The organism is Limnofasciculus baicalensis BBK-W-15, from assembly GCF_024178385.1.
GTDB lineage: Bacteria > Cyanobacteriota > Cyanobacteriia > Cyanobacteriales > Coleofasciculaceae > Limnofasciculus > Limnofasciculus baicalensis.
Map to the genome: position 1 here is coordinate 1 of NZ_JAMZMM010000016.1, position 19,511 is coordinate 19,511.

At 40.8% G+C, this 19,511-nt stretch carries 17 protein-coding genes; 11 read left to right on the forward strand and 6 right to left on the reverse strand.

The window, feature by feature from the left end; genetic code table 11:
* Window positions 1-559: 559 nt before the first annotated feature.
* Window positions 560-1,063 (forward strand): hypothetical protein, encoded by a 504-nt coding sequence (locus NJ959_RS03115; RefSeq protein ID WP_254010285.1) that lies wholly within the window; start codon window positions 560-562, stop codon window positions 1,061-1,063.
* Window positions 1,064-1,133: 70 nt separating this feature from the next.
* Here NJ959_RS03115 and NJ959_RS03120 read toward each other — a convergent pair whose 3' ends face one another.
* The gene (locus NJ959_RS03120; RefSeq protein ID WP_254010286.1) at window positions 1,134-2,786 is read right to left on the reverse strand and encodes a sensor histidine kinase; all 1,653 of its coding nucleotides are present in this window, start codon (window positions 2,784-2,786) and stop codon (window positions 1,134-1,136) included.
* A gap of 299 nt (window positions 2,787-3,085) precedes the next feature.
* On the opposite strand from NJ959_RS03120, the gene NJ959_RS03125 reads away from it, so the two are divergent.
* The 4 genes from NJ959_RS03125 to NJ959_RS03140 all read left to right on the forward strand — a co-directional run bounded on the left by NJ959_RS03125 (window position 3,086) and on the right by NJ959_RS03140 (window position 8,966).
* Window positions 3,086-5,560, forward strand: coding sequence for an ATP-dependent Clp protease ATP-binding subunit (locus NJ959_RS03125; RefSeq protein WP_254010287.1), 2,475 nt, complete (start codon window positions 3,086-3,088; stop codon window positions 5,558-5,560).
* Between the two features lie 232 nt (window positions 5,561-5,792).
* A complete protein-coding gene (locus NJ959_RS03130) occupies window positions 5,793-5,993 on the forward strand; it encodes a hypothetical protein (RefSeq protein ID WP_254010288.1) in 201 nt (66 codons plus the stop codon).
* Between the two features lie 235 nt (window positions 5,994-6,228).
* Window positions 6,229-6,417 carry a CPXCG motif-containing cysteine-rich protein gene (locus NJ959_RS03135; RefSeq protein WP_254010289.1) on the forward strand — a complete coding sequence of 63 codons (189 nt, stop codon included), beginning with the start codon at window positions 6,229-6,231 and terminating at the stop codon, window positions 6,415-6,417.
* Between the two features lie 179 nt (window positions 6,418-6,596).
* Window positions 6,597-8,966: a VIT domain-containing protein gene (locus NJ959_RS03140; RefSeq protein ID WP_254010290.1), complete on the forward strand. Its 2,370-nt coding sequence runs from the start codon at window positions 6,597-6,599 to the stop codon at window positions 8,964-8,966.
* Window positions 8,967-9,160: 194 nt separating this feature from the next.
* Here the strand turns inward: NJ959_RS03140 and NJ959_RS03145 are convergent, their stop codons facing one another.
* Both NJ959_RS03145 and NJ959_RS03150 read right to left on the reverse strand, forming a co-directional pair.
* On the reverse strand, window positions 9,161-11,062 hold the full coding sequence (locus NJ959_RS03145) for a serine/threonine-protein kinase (protein WP_254010291.1): 1,902 nt from the start codon (window positions 11,060-11,062) through the stop codon (window positions 9,161-9,163).
* 13 nt (window positions 11,063-11,075) lie between these two features.
* Complete coding sequence (locus NJ959_RS03150) at window positions 11,076-12,149, reverse strand: serine/threonine protein kinase (RefSeq protein ID WP_254010292.1); 1,074 nt, start codon at window positions 12,147-12,149, stop codon at window positions 11,076-11,078.
* Between the two features lie 178 nt (window positions 12,150-12,327).
* Between NJ959_RS03150 and NJ959_RS03155 the strand changes: the two genes are divergently transcribed.
* Both NJ959_RS03155 and NJ959_RS03160 read left to right on the forward strand, forming a co-directional pair.
* Window positions 12,328-12,684 carry a hypothetical protein gene (locus tag NJ959_RS03155; RefSeq protein ID WP_254010293.1) on the forward strand — a complete coding sequence of 119 codons (357 nt, stop codon included), beginning with the start codon at window positions 12,328-12,330 and terminating at the stop codon, window positions 12,682-12,684.
* A complete protein-coding gene (locus tag NJ959_RS03160; RefSeq protein ID WP_254010294.1) occupies window positions 12,677-13,378 on the forward strand; it encodes a hypothetical protein in 702 nt (233 codons plus the stop codon). Before NJ959_RS03155 ends, NJ959_RS03160 begins: the two co-directional genes overlap by 8 nt.
* Window positions 13,379-13,530: 152 nt before the next feature.
* Here NJ959_RS03160 and NJ959_RS03165 read toward each other — a convergent pair whose 3' ends face one another.
* Entirely contained in the window at window positions 13,531-13,680 is a 150-nt protein-coding gene (locus NJ959_RS03165; protein WP_254010295.1) for a hypothetical protein, read from the reverse strand.
* Between the two features lie 247 nt (window positions 13,681-13,927).
* Between NJ959_RS03165 and NJ959_RS03170 the strand changes: the two genes are divergently transcribed.
* Window positions 13,928-14,863, forward strand: coding sequence for an NAD-dependent epimerase/dehydratase family protein (locus tag NJ959_RS03170; protein WP_254010296.1), 936 nt, complete (start codon window positions 13,928-13,930; stop codon window positions 14,861-14,863).
* Here the strand turns inward: NJ959_RS03170 and pgsA are convergent.
* Window positions 14,812-15,366 (reverse strand): CDP-diacylglycerol--glycerol-3-phosphate 3-phosphatidyltransferase, encoded by a 555-nt coding sequence (gene pgsA, locus NJ959_RS03175; RefSeq protein ID WP_254010297.1) that lies wholly within the window; start codon window positions 15,364-15,366, stop codon window positions 14,812-14,814. The genes NJ959_RS03170 and pgsA overlap by 52 nt on opposite strands.
* A gap of 200 nt (window positions 15,367-15,566) precedes the next feature.
* Here pgsA and NJ959_RS03180 point away from each other — a divergent pair, with 200 nt between their 5' ends.
* The gene (locus tag NJ959_RS03180; RefSeq protein ID WP_254010298.1) at window positions 15,567-17,384 is read left to right on the forward strand and encodes a serine/threonine protein kinase; all 1,818 of its coding nucleotides are present in this window, start codon (window positions 15,567-15,569) and stop codon (window positions 17,382-17,384) included.
* 232 nt (window positions 17,385-17,616) lie between these two features.
* Here NJ959_RS03180 and NJ959_RS03185 read toward each other — a convergent pair whose 3' ends face one another.
* Window positions 17,617-18,210 carry a hypothetical protein gene (locus NJ959_RS03185; protein WP_254010299.1) on the reverse strand — a complete coding sequence of 198 codons (594 nt, stop codon included), beginning with the start codon at window positions 18,208-18,210 and terminating at the stop codon, window positions 17,617-17,619.
* An 87-nt stretch (window positions 18,211-18,297) separates the two neighbouring features.
* Here NJ959_RS03185 and NJ959_RS03190 point away from each other — a divergent pair, with 87 nt between their 5' ends.
* Both NJ959_RS03190 and NJ959_RS03195 read left to right on the forward strand, forming a co-directional pair.
* Complete coding sequence (locus NJ959_RS03190; protein ID WP_254010300.1) at window positions 18,298-18,651, forward strand: hypothetical protein; 354 nt, start codon at window positions 18,298-18,300, stop codon at window positions 18,649-18,651.
* A 146-nt stretch (window positions 18,652-18,797) separates the two neighbouring features.
* Window positions 18,798-19,445: a Fic family protein gene (locus NJ959_RS03195; RefSeq protein ID WP_254010301.1), complete on the forward strand. Its 648-nt coding sequence runs from the start codon at window positions 18,798-18,800 to the stop codon at window positions 19,443-19,445.
* Window positions 19,446-19,511: the final 66 nt, after the last annotated feature.

Consider the following 19,511-nt stretch of genomic DNA (forward strand, 5'->3'; position numbering starts at 1 on the left):
TTTAGTAATAATTAATCCCTAATTTTCTTTGACTAGAATTTATCACCTGAAAATCCCTGTCAGTCTGCTTTCTAGGTTGAGCAAATTTTGAGAATGAAACAGCCCTGCCCCAATATCGGAAGAACCCTAAAAATTAAGAATTTTCAATAAGTATTAACTTTCTTCAATATTTCTATAGTTTTGTCTAGCTTCTCCGTGAATCCAACAGTATTGATTTCTGTTTTATATGATTTAGTTTGGGTTCTCCGTGAATTCAACTAGATTAATTATTTAAAAAAGAGGGGTGATCCCCCTCAATCCCTCTGCCACAAAATTGGTGATTATTAACTGTGTCGCTTTTGCTCAATGCGATTACAGAACTCAGATCGCCAGACTACTAATAGTGTGGATAGTCCGTTAGAAACGCCTAATACACGCTACAGATAGAGGGTTGGCGTAAATCCTGGATTAGCTAAAGTGCGATCTCAGAAAACTTGTTTTGTCAGCCTTCGAGTTATCGATCCCAGAAAGCGAAGCGATCGGCTATAATCAATTCAATCGAATCTAAAAGGGTGCATTTATGCAGTATGTAGCATTAGAATGGGATCATACAATCGGCAAACCAATGATTAGCTGGTTGGTGGTGGAATGTGCAGGTGTCGGTGAGAAGTGTGGAGGCCCACAGGCTTTAGCACCACGACGGGATATTGCCTACTTTGTCTATCCTGAAACAGCGGAACAGGATGCCAAAGAGTTTGCCGAGTACAAAAATGTGATGGCTGGCAATCTTGATTCATCGAAAATAATCCAGTACCGGGAATTAATTGAGAGCAAAACTAGCTTAAATCGCCATGTCGCGTTTGAGTGGGATCATGGTATTTTTAATCCTCTGATTCAGTGGGCGGTACTCAAATGGGGAGGAGAAGGAACCTTTGGTGTTCCGCGAGAAGATATTGGCTATTTTCTCGATCCGGATACAGCTAAAACCGATGCCAAGATAGTGAGTATATTAAGGGATCGAAGAATGGCAGTTCCACAAGCAAAAGTCTTGCAATTGAGTGGAATAGCTAACAGGAGTTTATAGGAGTTTTCAGTTCCATTAAGTAACTCCCAGAAACCCGGTTTTTTCAAGAAACCGGGTTTCTTTTGAACTTCTAAACTGCTAAAATTCTGTTATTAAGAACTGGGATATTAATTATAAATTTAACTAAATTAATCTGGCTTTCTGCACGAATTGTTCCCCCAATTAGCTCGACAAGTTTAGCAACTAAAGCTAGTCCTAAACCAGTACCCCCTATCTTCCAAGGATCGTGACTGGGCACTCGGTAAAACTTATCAAAAATACGACTTAGCTCATCGGTGGGAATCTCAACACCAGAATTGCTAATAATCAGTTCCACAGATTCTAAATTATCCGCTTGATTTAGGGGGTAAGCAGTCAGAGTAATTTCACCGCCTGATGGGGTGTATTTACAAGCATTATTGAGTAATTCAACTACAATTCGCTCCAAGGAAGCTCCGTCCAATATTAAAATAGGAAGATCGGCATATAAATCTATCTTTAGATTCTGTTTTTGAGCATTAATTCTAGGTAAAAAAGGTTCAATAATAGAAGGTAACCAGGTTTCTAATTGCAACGGAGCAGATGCTACTGTCACCTCTCCTGCTTCGAGTTTTTGGAATTCCAAGAGAGTGTTGACCAAGTTAATTTCTCGCGTACATTCTGTCAACATAATCTCTGTATAGCGATCGCGCATTTCGGGTTCCTTGACTACCTTCAGCATTTGGATTGCCATTCTAATATTTGTCAAGGGAGTACGGAGTTCGTGAGATACTGTTGCCATAAACTCATCTTTAGCACGGTTATTTGCCCTTTCCTGTTCCAAAATATGCTCTTTCTCTGTTTCAGCCTCTTTGCGATCGGTAATATTAACCATCAAACCCCGCAGACTTTGCAAATTACCCAAAGAATCGCACACAAGAGAAACCCGATCTCTCAGCCAGATAATTCGTCCATCAAGGGTGAGACATCGATACTCAAATTCGTGATCTCTACCCTGCTTTACTTCTTCTCGACAGAAAGCTGTCACCCAATCTCTATCATCTGGATGAATTAGATTTATCCAAAAATCTGGACGACGCTGCCACTGCTCTAGAGGGTAACCTAAGATCCGCTCTGCACTGCGACTAACGAAAGTAAATTTTAAAGAGTTTGGTTCGCATTCCCAAACAATTGCGTCACTGAGATCGTTAACTAAATCTCGGAAACGAGAATCGCTAATTTGGGCTTTAATTCGCTCTTGCTTCTCGCTTTCTAGGATTCTTTCCCAGTCAGGATAAGTTCTATTTAAAAAGGTAACTTTCTCTACCTCAGTTTCTGAATCTACAACAGGAGCTAGTTGTTCTCGATTCTGAGATTCACTAATATCTCTGACAACTGCAAATAGCCGTTCGTCTTCCCCTCGTGAAAAATGCCAAGATAACCAACGGTAGCTGTTATTTTGAGTGCGAAAGCGATTTTCTATTGTGATTCCTTTACAACCGGAAGGCTGAAGGCAAAGCCAGCGGAAACAAGTCTGAGAGGAATTAATATCATCAGGATGGATAAATTCAGTCCAACAACGGGATTCCCTCTCGGCAATTGACAATCCCAAAATTTCCTGCCAATTTTGACTTAGTATCTGAAAACTCCCGTTTGGATCGAGGACAGCGAAAAGATCTGGAGTAAGATCGAAAAAGGCTTGCAGATTTGTTTGGATTCCGAGTAGTTCATCAATCTGCTGCTTTAAGCGAGGAAATTTTGACATGGTGACTTGGGATATTGTTCAGCATTCCTGAAATGGCGAGTCATTATATTTATCATTCCCTCCCTATTGTTGTATAAGATAAAAGGTGAGAGGTGAGAGGTGAGAGGTTAAGTTATTTTGCGTTATCTCTTACCCCTTTTTCTGAGCTATTTTTCCAGCTAGACGGCAACTACCCCTAACTATGACGGTTCTGCCCACTGATAAAAAGCATCATAGAGCAGTAAATTGTTAAGATAAGATACATAAAAGTTTACACATTCGCCCGCCCCTCTTAAACTGCTCGGAAAGGACAACAGACCATGTTTGAACATTTTACAGACAGAGCTATCAAAGCCATCATGCTCGCTCAGGAAGAAGCACGTCGGTTGGGACACAACCTTGTGGGAACCGAGCAGATTTTATTGGGGTTGATTGGCGAAGGGACTAGTATAGCGGCAATTGTGCTTAAAGAGTTAGGTATTACCCTGGAGCCGACAAGGAAATTAGTTGCCCAAATTATCGGCAGGGGTTCCGGCGCAGTGCCAATAGAAATTCCCTTCACCCCGAAAGCCAAGCGCCTGTTTGAGCAAGCCTTCCAAGAAGCGCGTCAACTCGCCAACAACTATATTGGACCAGAACATTTATTGCTGGCAATCCTTCAGGACAAAGATAGTGTAGCGGGTAAAGTGCTACAAAACTTGGGTGTCGATCCCGAAGATGCCCGGATTAAGCTGATTCAGTCTATCGGAGAAGTTGTGGCGGCGGGTACAAGTCGGGGATCGGGTTCTCCGGGAATGGGAAGAAATTCAAGCACAGCAACTTTAGAGGAGTTTGGCACTAATCTAACTCGACTAGCTGCTGAAGGTAAACTGGACCCAGTTGTGGGTAGAGTTAAGGAAATCGAACGGGTGATTCAGATTTTAGGTCGTCGCACTAAAAATAACCCTCTGTTACTAGGAGAACCGGGAGTTGGCAAAACTGCGATCGCGGAAGGTTTGGCTCAACGTATTGCTGATAAAAATATCCCAGATATTTTAGCAGATAAGCAGGTAATTAGCCTAGATATGGCAGCGTTACTAGCAGGTACTCGCTTCCGAGGCGAATTTGAAGAACGACTCAAGCAAGTTGTACAGGAAGTCCGTCAATCTGGCAATATTATCCTGGCAATTGATGAAATTCACACTTTGGTTGGTGCAGGGGCAACTCAAGGGAGTATGGATGCGGCAAATATGCTTAAACCTGCCCTGGCACGGGGGGAATTGCAGTGTTTGGGAGCGACAACTTTGGATGAATACCGTAAATATATTGAACGGGATGCAGCATTAGAACGTCGTTTCCAACCTGTGATGGTAGGGGAACCTTCTGTTGAGGAAACTATTTCCATTCTCTACGGTTTGCGAGATACTTACGAGCAATACCACAAGGTTCAAATCTCCGATTTAGCTATCGAAGCTGCGGCTAAACTCTCTCACCGTTATATTTCAGATCGGTTCTTACCTGACAAAGCAATCGATTTAATTGATGAAGCCGGAAGTCGCGTCCATTTAATGTATTCTAAAATATCCCCCGGGACGAAAGAACTGAAAAAGGAATTGCGTCAGGTAACCAAAGAAAAAGAAGCCGTAGTGCGAATTCAAGATTTTGAGAAAGCCTCAGAATTACGCGATCGCGAATTAAAACTAGAAGCCAAACTGAACGTAATTACCAATAATTCAGAAACTCCAACCATCCAACCCATTGTTGATGAAGAAGATATTGCCCAAATTGTCTCGTCTTGGATGGGAATACCTGTTAATAAATTAACTGAATCAGAATCGGCTATGCTCCTGCATCTTGAAGAAACTTTGCATCAGCGACTAATCGGTCAAAATGAAGCGGTTACTGCTGTTTCCAAGGCAATTCGGCGTGCAAGAGTTGGCTTGCAAGACCCCAATCGACCCATTGCTAGCTTTATCTTCTCTGGTCCAACTGGTGTCGGTAAAACAGAATTAACTAAGGCTTTGGCTGCTTATATGTTCGGTGCGGAAGATGCGATGATTCGGTTGGATATGTCTGAGTTTATGGAACCTCATACTGTATCTAAACTAATTGGTTCTCCTCCTGGATTTGTCGGTTATGATGAAGGCGGTCAATTAACTGAAGCGGTACGACGGAAACCATACAGTGTGGTATTGTTTGATGAAATCGAAAAAGCTCACCCCGATGTGTTTAATGTTCTCTTGCAACTGTTAGATGAGGGTAATTTGACTGATGCTAAAGGTCGAGCTGTGGACTTCAAGAACACGCTGATTATTATGACATCAAATATCGGTTCCAAAGCTATCGAAAAAGGTGGCAGTGGTTTCGGGTTTCAGTCAGATGAAGATCTAGCTGAATCTCGGTACAATTATATTCGCAATCTTGTGAATGAAGAACTAAAGCAATATTTCCGCCCTGAATTCCTCAATCGCCTTGATGATATTATTGTCTTCCGTCAACTTGTCAAAGATGAAATCAAGCAAATTGCTGATATTCTCTTGCGAGAAGTATCGATGCGCTTGCTCGAAAAAGGTATAGCTTTAGAGGTGACGGAACGCTTTAAAGAACGTATAATTGCAGAAGGCTATGACCCCAGTTATGGCGCGAGACCTTTACGAAGAGCAATTATGCGTTTGCTAGAAGATAGCTTGGCTGAAGCTATGTTATCAGGCAATATTAAGGAAGGTGAGACAGCAATTATTGATGTTAATGATGATGGTGAGGTGAAGGTTTTATCGAGTATATCCCAGGAATTTTTGCTCGAACCTGTGGGTTGAGTAGGGAGCAATATAGTTAAAGAAACCCGACTTCTTGGAGAAGTCGGGTTTCTTTGTGTTAAGTTTGTTTACGTCTAATTACAAAGAAATATTGCGTTTTTGAACTGCGATCGCAAAAGCTTGATAAAGTGAAAATAATAAATTATAAACTGGGGACTTTTTCGTATCTGTTAGAGGCTCCAGAATAAGTAAAGCAATCGCACAGGGTTTAATCGTGAAGAAAAATAATCAATTGGAACGGGTTCCTGATGAGTTACAGAAGACACTGGATTTAGAAGCAAGTAACCCTTTAGCAGATAGAAAAGATGAAATAGCTAATTTGCTAAATTCTGACCGTTTTATTGCTGATTACGATGCTTGTATTTGGTGGAATGGGTGCTATTACTGTAAAGATGAAAGCCATAATTGGTATTGCATAAAGTGTACGTTTTAATAATCCGATCGGTTGAGTTAGTATGCGCCAATCTCGTCTATGTACGCCCATGGCTATCGGGCTGATAGCCTATTTACCTGAGTTCGGTGTTAGGAGTAGCCCTTTCAGGGCGGCTACGCCAACGGTGTTAGGAGTTAAAATTTAAGAGCATTAGTTGAAATAGTGTGGACTTTTGGTTTTGTTCTCCCCATTTTGTCAGTGCAATGATTAGTAATTGATCGAGAAATTTAGTTTAATGGAAAACACAGCGGAATACACCTGCGCCTACTGCGGCGAATCGAATGTAACCTTTGTTGATATCAGCGCAGGTTTCCAACAATCTTATGTAGAAGATTGTCAAGTTTGCTGTCAGCCCAATGTCTTATTTGTGCGGGTGGATGAAGATACGCTGGATATCGAGATTGATAGTGAATGTGAGAGTTAATTGTTGTTTGTTGTTTGTTGTTGGTTAATTGTTGTTGGTTAATTGTTGTTTGTTGTTTGTTATTTGTTGTTGGTTAATTCCCTACTCCCTACTCCCCACTCCCTACTCCCTACTCCCTACTCCCCATTCCCCAAATTTGACGCTACCATAGAGACTCGCATCCTGTGAGGGAAACTCCTATGCCTACACATACACCTACAGATCCCAACCCATCCATTGGCGGTTTATATGTTAAAACAGGGGAAAAACAACTAGCCTTTCCCCTCAAACATACCGAAGTTGAGGCAAAAATTGCTGGTAACCTGTCGCGGGTGGAGGTAACCCAGACATTTGAGAATCCTTTCACGGAAGCATTAGAAGCAATTTATGTTTTCCCGTTGCCAGATGAAGCCGCCGTAGATAATATGGAAATTAAAATCGGCGATCGCGTAATCAAAGGTAACATTAAAAAACGGGAAGAAGCACAGGCTATTTACGAACAAGCAAAACGACAAGGGCGTACCGCTGGCTTGTTAGAGCAAGAAAGGGATAATATTTTTACTCAATCTTTGGCTAATATTCAGCCGGGGGAACAAATTGATGTCACTATTCGCTACACCGATAGTTTAAAATTTGCAGGGGGCGACTATGAATTTGTCTTCCCAATGGTAGTTGGACCTCGTTTTATTCCTGGTATTCCTATTGATAGTAGTGGCGATACGGATTTAGTTCCTGATGCGTCCAGAATTACTCCTCCTATTATACCTCCAGCTACTCGTTCCGGACATGATATTGGCGTGACGGTAGAAATTGATGGAGGTTTGCCTATTTCTGATATTCGTTCGACTTCTCATCAGCTACGGATTGAACATGAAGGGCAAATTGTCCGGGTGAAATTGGGGAACGAAGATACAATTCCCAATAAAGATTTAATTTTACGATATCGAGTAGCTTGCGATCGCACTTCTGCCACTATCCTAACTCAATCCGATGAACGGGGCGGACATTTCGCCATTTATTTTATCCCAGCGTTGGCATACCGCGCTAATGAAATTGTCCCGAAAGATGTGGTATTTCTGATGGATACCTCCGGTTCCCAACAAGGAGATCCCCTGCGGAAATGTCAGGAATTGATGCGGCGATTTATCAATGGCTTGAATCCCGATGACACTTTTACAATTATCGATTTTTCTGATATTACCACTCAGTTATCTGGCAAACCATTACCAAATACACCGGAAAACCGCACCAAAGCCATCGACTACATTAATCGGTTACAAGCCAATGGCGGTACTTATTTACTGAATGGAATTCGGGCGGTGTTAAATTTCCCAGAAGCAGTAGAGGGAAGGCTGCGGAGTATTGTCTTGCTGACTGATGGTTATATTGGCAATGAAAATGAAATTCTGGCAGAAGTACAGGAGCATTTAAAACCGGGAAATCGCCTTTATAGTTTTGGGGTTGGTAGTTCAACAAATCGCTTTTTACTCAATCGCATTGCTGAAATTGGACGGGGAACATCTCGGATTATCCGTCACGATGAACCTACAGAGCAAGTTGCTAATGAATTCTTCCGTCAAATTAATAATCCGGTGCTAACAAATATCCAAATTAACTGGAATGGTACGGGAGAAATACCCGTTACTTATCCATCTATTGCACCTGATTTATTTGCGGAACAACCTTTAGTTTTGTTTGGACGAAAACAAGATCGGATTGCGGGTGATTTACATATTACTGGTATTGCCGCAGGTGGATATCGGTATGAACAGACATTTAACCTCAACTTTGAAGAAACGGGGAATCCTGCAATCGCCCAACTCTGGGGAAGGATGCGGATTAAAGACTTAATGAATCAAATGTTCCGCTACGAAACAAAAGGAATAGTAGAGGCAGTTACGGAGACAGGATTAACTTATCAACTACTATCTCAATACACCGCTTTTGTCGCAGTGAGTGATGAAGTAAGAGTAGATCCCGAAGGTAATTCTATCTCAATGGCAGTGCCAATAGAAATGGCAGAAGGAGTTAGCTATGAAGGAATTTATGGAGGAAATATTCCGGCTGCCCCAGCACCGCAAGCCATGATGAGATCCGCTGTGGCAGATGTTAACTATGTTATGGAAGAAAGAGCGCGTGGGATTACATTGTCATCATCTAAAGTGGCTAAAAGTGGATTTTCAAGTAATTTATTTGGTGGTAAGGTTAATGATTCTGAGATAGATTGTTTAATGGAAGCAGAATCATTTGTCCAAACACCAGGTACAAATAATCATCCTTTACAAGTTGTTAGCGCCACTGGATTAGATGGAGCAGCAATAGGGAATCTGACGCAACACTTACAGAGGTTACATTTGCCATCTGGATTGAGTGGGGAGATTGTGTTTGAGTTAATTATCAAGAAGGGGCGCGTGAGACAAGTGCTGTTAGATGAAAATGCGACAACTATTGGTGAAAAGAAAGTTATTGAGATGATTAAAAAATCGCTTTTAACTTGGCAAGTGCCTCAATCTGCTAGTCATAAACATGCTAGTAATACGGTGAGTTTAATGCTGCGTGTACAAAGTTAGTGGTGAGGTTGTGGGGATTAAGTAGGGGTGAAGAAGTCGGATTTCATAGAAGTTATAGCAGTCGCTTTCGTCGGTTAAGGCATTCTCAGCTACCAAATTTTAACAAGGGGCTGCCATCCCCTTGTCCTAACCGCTGTGGCGGTTGCTATACCCGACTTCTGGGTGTAAAGATGTTATTGAAGATAATATCAGTCTCACCTTGGCGATCGCCGCCCCCAAATCTTAATCGTTTTATCCATACTCCCACTAACTAACATCTGTCCATCCGAAGTGAAAGCAAGGGTATAAACCTCCTTTAAATGATCTGTAAGAGTCGCAATAGATTCCCTATTTCCTACTTGCCAAATCTTAATCGTCCGATCGCTGCTGCCACTAGCAAAGGTTTCCCCATCGGGATTGAATGCAAGAGTACGCACCTTATATTTATGCCCGTTAAGCATACCTAATTCCCGTTTCTGTGCCAAATCCCACAAATGGATTGTACCATCAACTCTTCCCTTCACTAATATTTTTCCTTCTGGACTAAAAGCAACTGAACAAAAAAAGTTCATCCGCAATAATCCGTCACCAAAAGTCTTAAGTTTTTCTCCTGTCTGAAAGTCCCAAAGTTTAACTTTTCCATCCCCACTGACACTAGCAAATATTTTTCCATCTGTCGAGATCGCGATCGCATTTATATGTTCATTATGTGCCTTAATTGTGCCCAATTCTTTACCGTTTTTGAAGTGCCACAGTTTAATTGTGCCCTCGCTACTACCACTTACCAAAATTTCTCCATCTGGACTAATTGCCAAACAAGTAATACATTTTACAGTACCTTTTATAGTATAAATTTCTTCTTCTTTTTCTACCTGCCATAATTTAATATTTTGGTCATAACTCCCACTCGCAATAACTTTTCCGTCCGGACTAAAAACAACAGCAGAAACCCTGTCATTATGACCATTTAGAGTACATATTTCTCGTCTATCTGGCAAATGCCACAATTTAATTGTTCGATCGTGACTAGCACTAGCTAATATTTCTCCATCTGGACTAATAGCAACCGATTCCACTGAACCAGAATGACCGTTTAAAGTATCGATAACTTGCCAATTTAGTGATGTCTTTCTGATCGAAGGATATAGTTTATTTGTTTGGGTATAAGACGTAACTTTCTTCGTAGGTAAGGGGTAAGAGGTAGGAGGTAAGAGATAATTTTCTCCCCAGTTACCATTATCCTGCAAATCCTGAATAACTTCCGCCGCCGATCGATCGGATGGTTTGATTAAACTTTTAATATCTTGCAAAACCTCAGCTACTGACTGATAGCGGTGCTTAAAGTCTTGGCGCACCATTTTATCTAGAATATTTGCTAGCATTGGATTGATATTAGATGCAAAATGTCTCCATAATATTTCTCCATCTTCATCTGTTTGGAGTTGATTTGCGGGATCTAACCCAGTCAGAGATTGGATGCCAATTATTCCCACTGCATAGATATCACTACTAAACTTTGGCTTACCAAAAACTTGTTCAATGGGAGTATAACCTATTGTACCAAAGCTCTTTGTCAATTTTACGGAATCAGTATTAGTCCTAGCTAAATTAATGATTTCTTTGACAGAACCAAAATCAATCAGAACAATTTTGCCATCTTGCTTTCGTCTGAGTAAATTTGCTGGTTTGATATCGCGGTGAATTATATGCTTCCGATGGATAAAATTTACCACTCCTAAGATATCTGTTAACAAGTTAATAACCTCATCTTCGCTCAACTGCTTGCCTAGTCTTAGTTCCTGGCTCAACTCGTTGCCTTCAATGTACTCTTGAACTAAGTAGAAATTACCATTTTCTTTAAAATATGCAAACAACTTTGGGATGCGATCGTGCTGATCTAGACGAGCCAAAATATCTGCTTCTATCTGAAAACGCTTTTCCACTTCCTCTAATACAACTGGCTCGTTAGAAAGAGGCTTGATTTCCTTAACAAGGCACAAACGGTTACTAGGAAAATTTAGATCTATAGCTAAATATGTCTGACTAAATCCTCCCCTTTCCAATAAGCGGTCAATTTGGTAGCGCTGAACTATGATATCTCCTGAATTTAGAGTCATATATTTTATGTAATTAGGCGGATCTAAACATTTTCAAAGCTTGCAATGCTTCATCTGCTGATTGGTAGCGCTGGCTATATTCAGAACAGACCATCTTCTTTAAAACTTCTACTAATTTTGAATTATCCTGTAGTTGAACGCGCCAGGTAATCTCGGTTCCATCTCCTTCTAATTTATTAGGATGTAAACCTGTAATAGCTTGAATACCCACGATACCCACAGCATAAATATCGCTAGATAAGTTTGGTCTACCCATCGCCTGTTCCGATGGTATATAGGCATCAGCACCACTAAAAGTTCTTTCCTGTAGAGTGGCAAGTTGTTTCACAGATCCAAAGTTAATTAATACTAACTTCTTGTCTGTGTTACGTCGAATTAAATTGTGAGGATTAATATGGCGGTGGATGATATTACAGCGATGGACAAACGTTAATATTTCCAGAATATCCTGCAATATAGAAATAACCCGATCCTCGTGCCACGCCTCACCTTCTACTAATTCTTTCGCTAAAGTATCTCCCTCGATCAATTGCTCAACTAAATAGTAATTTCCCTCTTCCTCAAAACTATCAAATAGAGTGGGTATTTGAGGATGATCTCCTAACTGACTCAAAACTTGTACTTCCCTCATAAACTGTCTGGAAATCTCACCAGACTCGCTACGATATTGCTTGATAATACGCTGAGGTTTATCGGGAAGATACTCGTGTTCAGCCAAATATGTTTCACTGAACTCTTTCTTGCCTAAAAGTTTCATAATTTTGTAGCGCCCACCAACTGTTTTTCCTACTAATTCATTTCCGATACGCGCTTGATTTTTAGGACAGTTCACATCCTGGATATTCGCAGGATCTTTTATTCTCGCATCCTGAAAAAGTGCGATCGCTTGCCAATCTAACCCCAACTTTCTACAAATTTCTACAAAATTCAGATAATCGACTGATTTGCCATTCAAAAATTTCACGACAGTATCGCGACTAATTCCCAACTCTGTTGCTAAAGCCATTTGACTGGGAAAGCTATTTCGCTTGAGAGCTGATTTGACTTTTTCGATTAACTGTGGGTTGACTTTGAGGGATCGCGACATGGCTAATCTCGGGAACGCTACTTAGATTGTAGCATTCTTCAGCAGCATAAGTCCGACATAAGTCCGACACAAGTCCGACACAAAAACTAGGTGAACTCCGTCAACTGCGCAGGACAATCGGCTTATATGTCGCATCTACCCTAATCTTGGTGCTGTCCTCTCGAGGCAGGAAGTAAATATGTCAAAAGCTTTTAATAAACAACTAAATCTACCAATTAGTTTTACCTCTAGCGGTGAAATGGTTACCCTGCGCGAGTTTATCAAACATAAGAACGATTCGCCTGTGCCCCTTTCAAGTTTAACCTACACTCAGAAGGCACAAATCACAGCAGAGAGAATTAGACAGGAGCCAGAAGTAAAATTGGCAATGGTTGGAGCAGGAGTGATAGATAAAGAAAGAGCAATTGCCGAAGTTGAATCCCAAACACCTGTAGGACAAGCCTTGATTGAAGCAGAACAATATGTGATTCAGAAACTTATTGAGGAAATCAAAAAAGGACGTTTAAAGGAAATCATTTCTATCACCCATGAGTGAAATTCACCATCAAACAGTGGAGATGGGTTCAGTTGTTCTAGCAATTGATTCTAACTATGATGAGATAACGGTGGCAGCTTTTCACTACCGTCAGATTCATCTATACCCCTATCTTAGAGAAAAGGGTTTTAATATCGAACGCTGTCAGGGTAAGCTAGCCCGTCGTCATTATGTAGCATCAGCAGCTAGAAAGCAAAATGTCAAGTACATAACAGGGGTTGGACATGGCAGTGAAGACACTTTTACTGGCGATCAAGGTACACCTATTTTTAGGATAGGAAATTACGATCGGGAAGAATCAGACGGTAAAATCATTCATTTTTTATCTTGCAAAACGGCACTAGAACTAGGTTTTGATCTAGTGCAACATGGCTGTCGTGCATTTTTTGGATACGACGTTGATTTCACCGTTATTCTGGAAACGCCTGATATTTTCTTTGAATGCGATTCGGAAATCGATCGTGCCTTTGCAGATGCCAATAATGCAGAAGAAGTCTATAATTACACCAAACAGATTTATGAGAATCGAATTAAGGAATACTCTGACAAGTGGATCGAAGCACTCCAGAGTGATAATGAAAGAGAAGCACAAGAGAGTGAATATATCTGGAAATGGCTTGAAGTTAACCTCAATCATCTTTGTTGCCCGTCAATAAACGAGCGTTGGGGTGACTCTCAAGCCAAACTTGAATAAGTAGCCGAAACTACACGGCATCCAAACCATTTACACAGCTTGGCGTAAAAAAACATCACTAAAACCCAACCCAAACATAACCCTTCACCATCCCCCAATAATTGGCAAAAAACAGCGCATTATTCTGCAACAAATTAAATAAATTTATTTGATTACTTTCTGACAATCTCTATCGAACCACTATTCGATGAATTTAAAGACGCATAGCTAGTCAAATTAGCAATCAAATTTTTCCCATCCAAGGTGACGCTACCTGAAACTTGTGCATCGCGATAAGAGCCAACATAGTTAATCGTAAGCATTCGTTGAAATAAATAGTGAAATTCTTGTCAGAGTGGTGGGCTGTGGCAGCGGATGGCTTATTTATTGGTGGCTGATGGTTTATGGGTGGGGTGTGGTAGCGGATGGGTTATGGGTGGGTGGCTGATGGGAGTTTAATCTGTTGAGATCTTTCTGGGAAATAGAATTGAAGCTAAAGGAGTGCAACTTTAGTTGATGTACCGAAAAACTGTACAATATCCAGAATGAGATTACAAGAAAAGGAAAAACATGCGGATTTTAATTATGGGCGGAACCCGGTTTATCGGGGTATATTTAACGAAAATTCTGGTAGAACAAGGTCATGATGTGGTATTATTCAATCGCGGTAATAAACCAGCACCAGTAGAGGGGATTACACAGATTAAGGGCGATCGCACAGATCCCGCACAACTCAAGGAAAAGTTATCGGGTGAGGAGTTTGATGCTATCTTTGATAATAATGGTCGGGAATTGAGCGATACTCAACCATTGGTAGAGATATTTAAGGGGAGAATAGAGCATTTTATTTATATGAGTTCCGCTGGGGTATACTTAAAATCAGATCAAATGCCCCATCAGGAAGGGGATTTGGTCGATCCGAAAAGTCGTCACAAAGGTAAGCATGAAACAGAAGCTTACTTAGCAAAAGAAGGTATTCCTTTTACTGCGATTCGCCCCACTTATATATATGGTCCTAAAAATTACAACGAGTTGGAAGGGTGGTTTTTCGATCGCATAATTCGCGATCGCACTATTCCCATTCCCGGTAACGGAATGAACATTACTCAATTCGGTCATGTGCAGGATTTGGCGATGGCGATGTCTCAGGTATTGGGCAATCAACAAGCCATTGGACAAGTATATAATATATCGGGCGATCGTTATGTTACTTTTGATGGATTGGCACGGGCTTGTGCAGTCGCTGCTGGTAAATCTGCCCAAGATCTAAAAATAGTACATTACGATCCGAAAAAGTTTGATTTCGGTAAGCGTAAAGCTTTCCCTATGCGGGTGCAACATTTCTTTGCTGATGTCCATAAAGCGATGATAGAATTAAATTGGAAACCAGAATACGATCTAATATCCGGATTACAGGATTCTTTCCAGAATGATTATCTGGCATCTGGGCGGGATCAATTGGATATTGATTTCTCCGTTGATGATGAAATACTAGCTACAAGTTGAGGCCAAAAATAAATCCCGCCAGAGATTAAAGTCAGGGCAACTGATAGCCAAAAAGCGACTAAGGATGGGATAATCCAAATTTCAGATAAAGGGGCAATTAAAAGTGCGATCGCAATTATTTGACTAACGGTTTTCAGCTTACCCCAGAAATTAGCACCGCTGATTGCCGTTGTCAAATTTGGGTTGACTCGCCAACCTGCGATCGCAATTTCTCTGCCCAAAATCAAAAACACGCCCCAAGCGGGTACTTCACCCATCTCAATTAACGCCAAAAGTGGACCTAATACTAATAATTTATCAACTAAAGGATCGAGAAATTTGCCTAACTCTGTAATTTGATTCAGTTTCCGTGCCAGATAACCATCCAACCAATCTGTACTCGCAGCCACTAGAAATATTGCCAAAGAAATCCAGCGCATTTGCTCTGTTGGGTGATGCAAGCCGTATAAAATAAACGGTAATCCTAGTAAGCGCGAAAATGTAATTGAATTGGGTATATTCATCTTTTATAACACTAGTCATTTATGCTGATGTCAAAACGCTCATAATATTCTACAATAGTGTAGAAAGAAAATATATTTTTTTCATAAAATAAACAATGTCTGGAAATTCTCAAAATTTCTTAAGCCTCTAGCCTCTAGCCTCTCACCTCTTAGTCAATACCAGGGGACATCACCATAACCAAATATTGGGGAAAAAGTGTATGTCTATCGTACCATCAAACACCGAATCCATCCCGCAATCATTATTGCACAATCGCTATAAAGCAACAGAAGTTCTCATTAGTACAGGATGGGAGAAAGTATACATCGCGGAAGATCTCTATCGAGGGGGTTTCCCCAAGCGGATCATCCAGGAAATTCAACCTATCAGTAACGATGGGGAATTTATCCAAGCGGTGAAAAATTTGTTCAAGCGAGAAGCGCAAATTCTCAAAACTCTAGGAGAAGACGATCGAATTCCCCAACTTATAGATTACTTAGAAGTTGAAGGAAGGCTTTATCTCGTGCAAGATTTTATTGTTGGGGAAACCTTCACAAAAGAATTATATCAGGATCGCCCCTGGAGTCAAGAGCGAGTTATTGCACTCCTAGAAGAAGTTTTACCAATTCTAGAGTTTGTCCATAGTCATGGCATAATTCATGGAAATATTCAGCCAGATAAACTAATCAGACGGAAATCAGACGGTAAGTTAATGTTAACTGGCTTAAGTATTTTGAATCAAATGCGGACCGAGATTATCGCCTTTCAAGGGCAAATTAGAGCTAAAATAGGGAGGGGAAGATTAGGGTACATCCCCGTCGAACAAATGCGGGGAATTTTGCGTCCCGGTAGTGATATTTATGCCCTGGGCGCGATCGCAATTCAGGCACTGACGGGATTCAATCCTCTACAACTAGAAGAAAATCCGGAAACAGGAGAATTAATCTGGCAACATCTGGCGACAGTGACGGAAGACTTTGCTGCTATTATCACTCAGATGGTGCGGTATCATTTTCGCGATCGCTATCACTCAGTAACTGATATTTTAGCAGATCTTAAATCATTAGTTGAATCAGGTAAAATAGTAGAGAAGAATAAATCTATCAATGGGATAACAATAAATACCTCGTCTAATTCACCTCAACCAAAACATCATTTTATTAGTAACAAAGCCGCCTGTATCGCCACATCGATAGCCTTTGGTGCAGGGGGATATTTACTCATGAATTCTCATTCTAATCCATTAGATCGAGGCTTTGGTACTCTGGCACAGGCGAATCAAAAATATCAGGAGGGAGATTTACAGGATGCCGTAAAACTAGCAGAGTCAATTGCTCCAGATAGTGGTACTTATCAGGAAGCGCAAACTACTATTAGCGAGTGGAGAGAAGATTGGCAAAAAGCTAACATGCAATTCCAGGGGATTAAAATAGCATTCGAGCAAAATCAATGGAGTGATGTACTAGATTTAGCCGCTCATATTCCCAATATTGCCTTCTGGGAGCAGAAAGTAGCACCCATGGCAAATGAAGCGCAAGCAAATCTGGACAAACAAGCTTATCAACTATTACAGGAAGCTTATAATCGGGCGATCGATAAAGACTTCACCACCGCCTTAAACTACCTCAAAAAAATACCGCCACAAACCAAGGTTTACCCCAAAGTTCAAACTAAAATTACCGAGTATACCCAAAAGGAAAGTATCAAAGCCAAGTATTTATTACAGCAAGCATATAGTCGAGCAGCAACAAGTGATTTTACAGGCGCATTGGAGTATCTCAAACAAATTCCTCAAGATACACCTGCATATAGTAAAGCCCAGGAAAAAATAGAGGAATATACAGAAAAACACCGGATTTCAGCCCATCGCCTTTTACACAGAGCATCCAATAGATTGAATGTCCAAGATTTTACAGGTGCGATTGCCTATTTGCCGCAAATGACTGAAAATACTTCAGATAATCAGAGTATTCTCGCTCCTGGTAATTATCTTCAAGAAATCAATCAGGGGGAATGGGGAGTGGGTTTTTTGGAGTAGGGAGTAGGGGAGAGAAAGTCGTATAAATCAATGTGATGGGTAGTTGCGCGAATATGCCAGCTATAAGTTTCCCTTGGTGTATGATGCGCTATTATGGGGAACTATAATCGGCATATCTGTTAAATACTCACGTTGATAATATAAAAAACCATGATAAATCAACCCACTCAACATCTTGGTTTTAGCTCTGTGGGAGTACATTCTTACAGCGGGAAGAGAGTAACTATTTGCGCTATTCCACATTTCCAGCCAACCGCGATCGCAAAACTCGAAAATACAGGAAAATCAGCCAATAAAATAGATTAACCGCAATCAGTAGCCCTTTCCCCAACCAAGAATCAATAGCTGGGAATATATAAATAGTAGCCCCCAACACCAAAAGTTTTTCAACAAATGATACAATTTCACCATAATGCTGCCGATCCCAATAAGAAAGCGGACTAATAAAACGGTAATTGGTGAAAGGGAAAAAATGTCGGTGCGCGTCGTGATTGTGAACTGGAAGATCTAATAGAGAATGAAATATCATACTCAAAAAAATAATTTCTCCTGAATGCCATCCCCAGTAATGAGCCATGGCAATTCCCATTAGTGCTAAAGGGATAGAATGAAAAGCGGCGACAAGATTTTGCCAAAATGGTAGTCCATAAGTTTCGCTCCAAATTTGGCCTTCCGGTTGGCGACGAACTAATTTTGCCCAGAAGTACAAAACAAAAATTGGCGCATCCGGCAAGACAGCACCAAAGGCAATTGGTAGCGCCAATGGTATGGATTGGGATTGACTCAATAGGGTAAGGTTGAGGATAGCGTGACTGGGTGTATTCACTCTTGATACAATAATTTTTTAAACGTTATTGTATCTTTTATGGGTCAACTGTGGCAAAATTAAAGGATCAAATCCAGAGGTGACATTATGAACCGGGATACTACTCCAGAGGTGGACTATCATAACCCTATATTCCCATTCGGTAGGAAGTTTGATTCCCCAAGCCTCCGACTATTTTCTCCAGGAGAGGGAGGGAAAGCAACCACTCCTCTCGTCTTAGACAGAAACCAGCCTCTTCCCCTCGATTACTGGTTTCAACCGCCGCAGCTAGATATCTCAGAAATTTTGCACCAATTACAATTATTCCAACCCATCCGCACCTCTCCCCAGCAACGGCAACTTGCTAGCAAAGCTTTAATTTCCTTGAGGCAGCGCCGCCAGCAAGATTTTAGAATTATGCTAAGTCGGCTAGCTGAGGATGTGGCAAGTATAGTCGATTAGTTATACTGGAATTAGGAGTTAATAGGCTAGGCTATCTATAGGGTGCTTTAGGGTGCTTTATGTAACGCACCCTAATATATAGTTCAGCTATAGATTTTGCAATAGATATATTTAACTGATTCCCTGTTCCCCTTTTTCCAATTATAATGCACCAGTTGGATTGTCCTACTTGGGAATATTCCCATCATCCAAAGCGAGAGGAAATTCTCAAGAAACGAACTAAAGATGTTCTCGTGGCACTCTACGAGCAAACTTTGGATTTGCTAGAAAGTGCAGCAGATTCCCGTTCAATCCATAGCTATTTATTCAGTCTATTAACTCCTAGGGAAGAAGTTTATTTTGCAGGGCATTATCGTGGCGAAGACTTTCGCTGTCTGAAACACTATGAAGTGATTATCAAAGAAAATCCATCTGTCGGTTTTTCTGCCTCTATTGTAGTAGGACAAATGGAGGTATTGGCGAAAGAAATTAGAGAAGGGATTAAATTATTAGATGCTACCCATCAAATCCCCGATTCAGAAATATCCCCAGAAGACAAACTACTGAATACTGTTGTCTTTGCCTGTAAGGTATTTTATATAGTGCTATTGATTCATCCTTATGCCAATGGAAATGGACATGCTGCTAGGTTTATTCTCTGGGCAATTTTAGGTCGTTATGGTTATTTGCCTCTTCAATTTCCTATCCATCCTCGACCGAATTATCCATTATATAATGAGGCAATTGAAGCATATAGTCAGGGCAATCGACAAGTATTAGAAGAATATATTCTCAGATGTATTATTGGAGAATAATTGGGTACAATTCAAGTTAGTTATTGGAAATTATCATATAATATAGGAAAATATTGTAACTGGAGT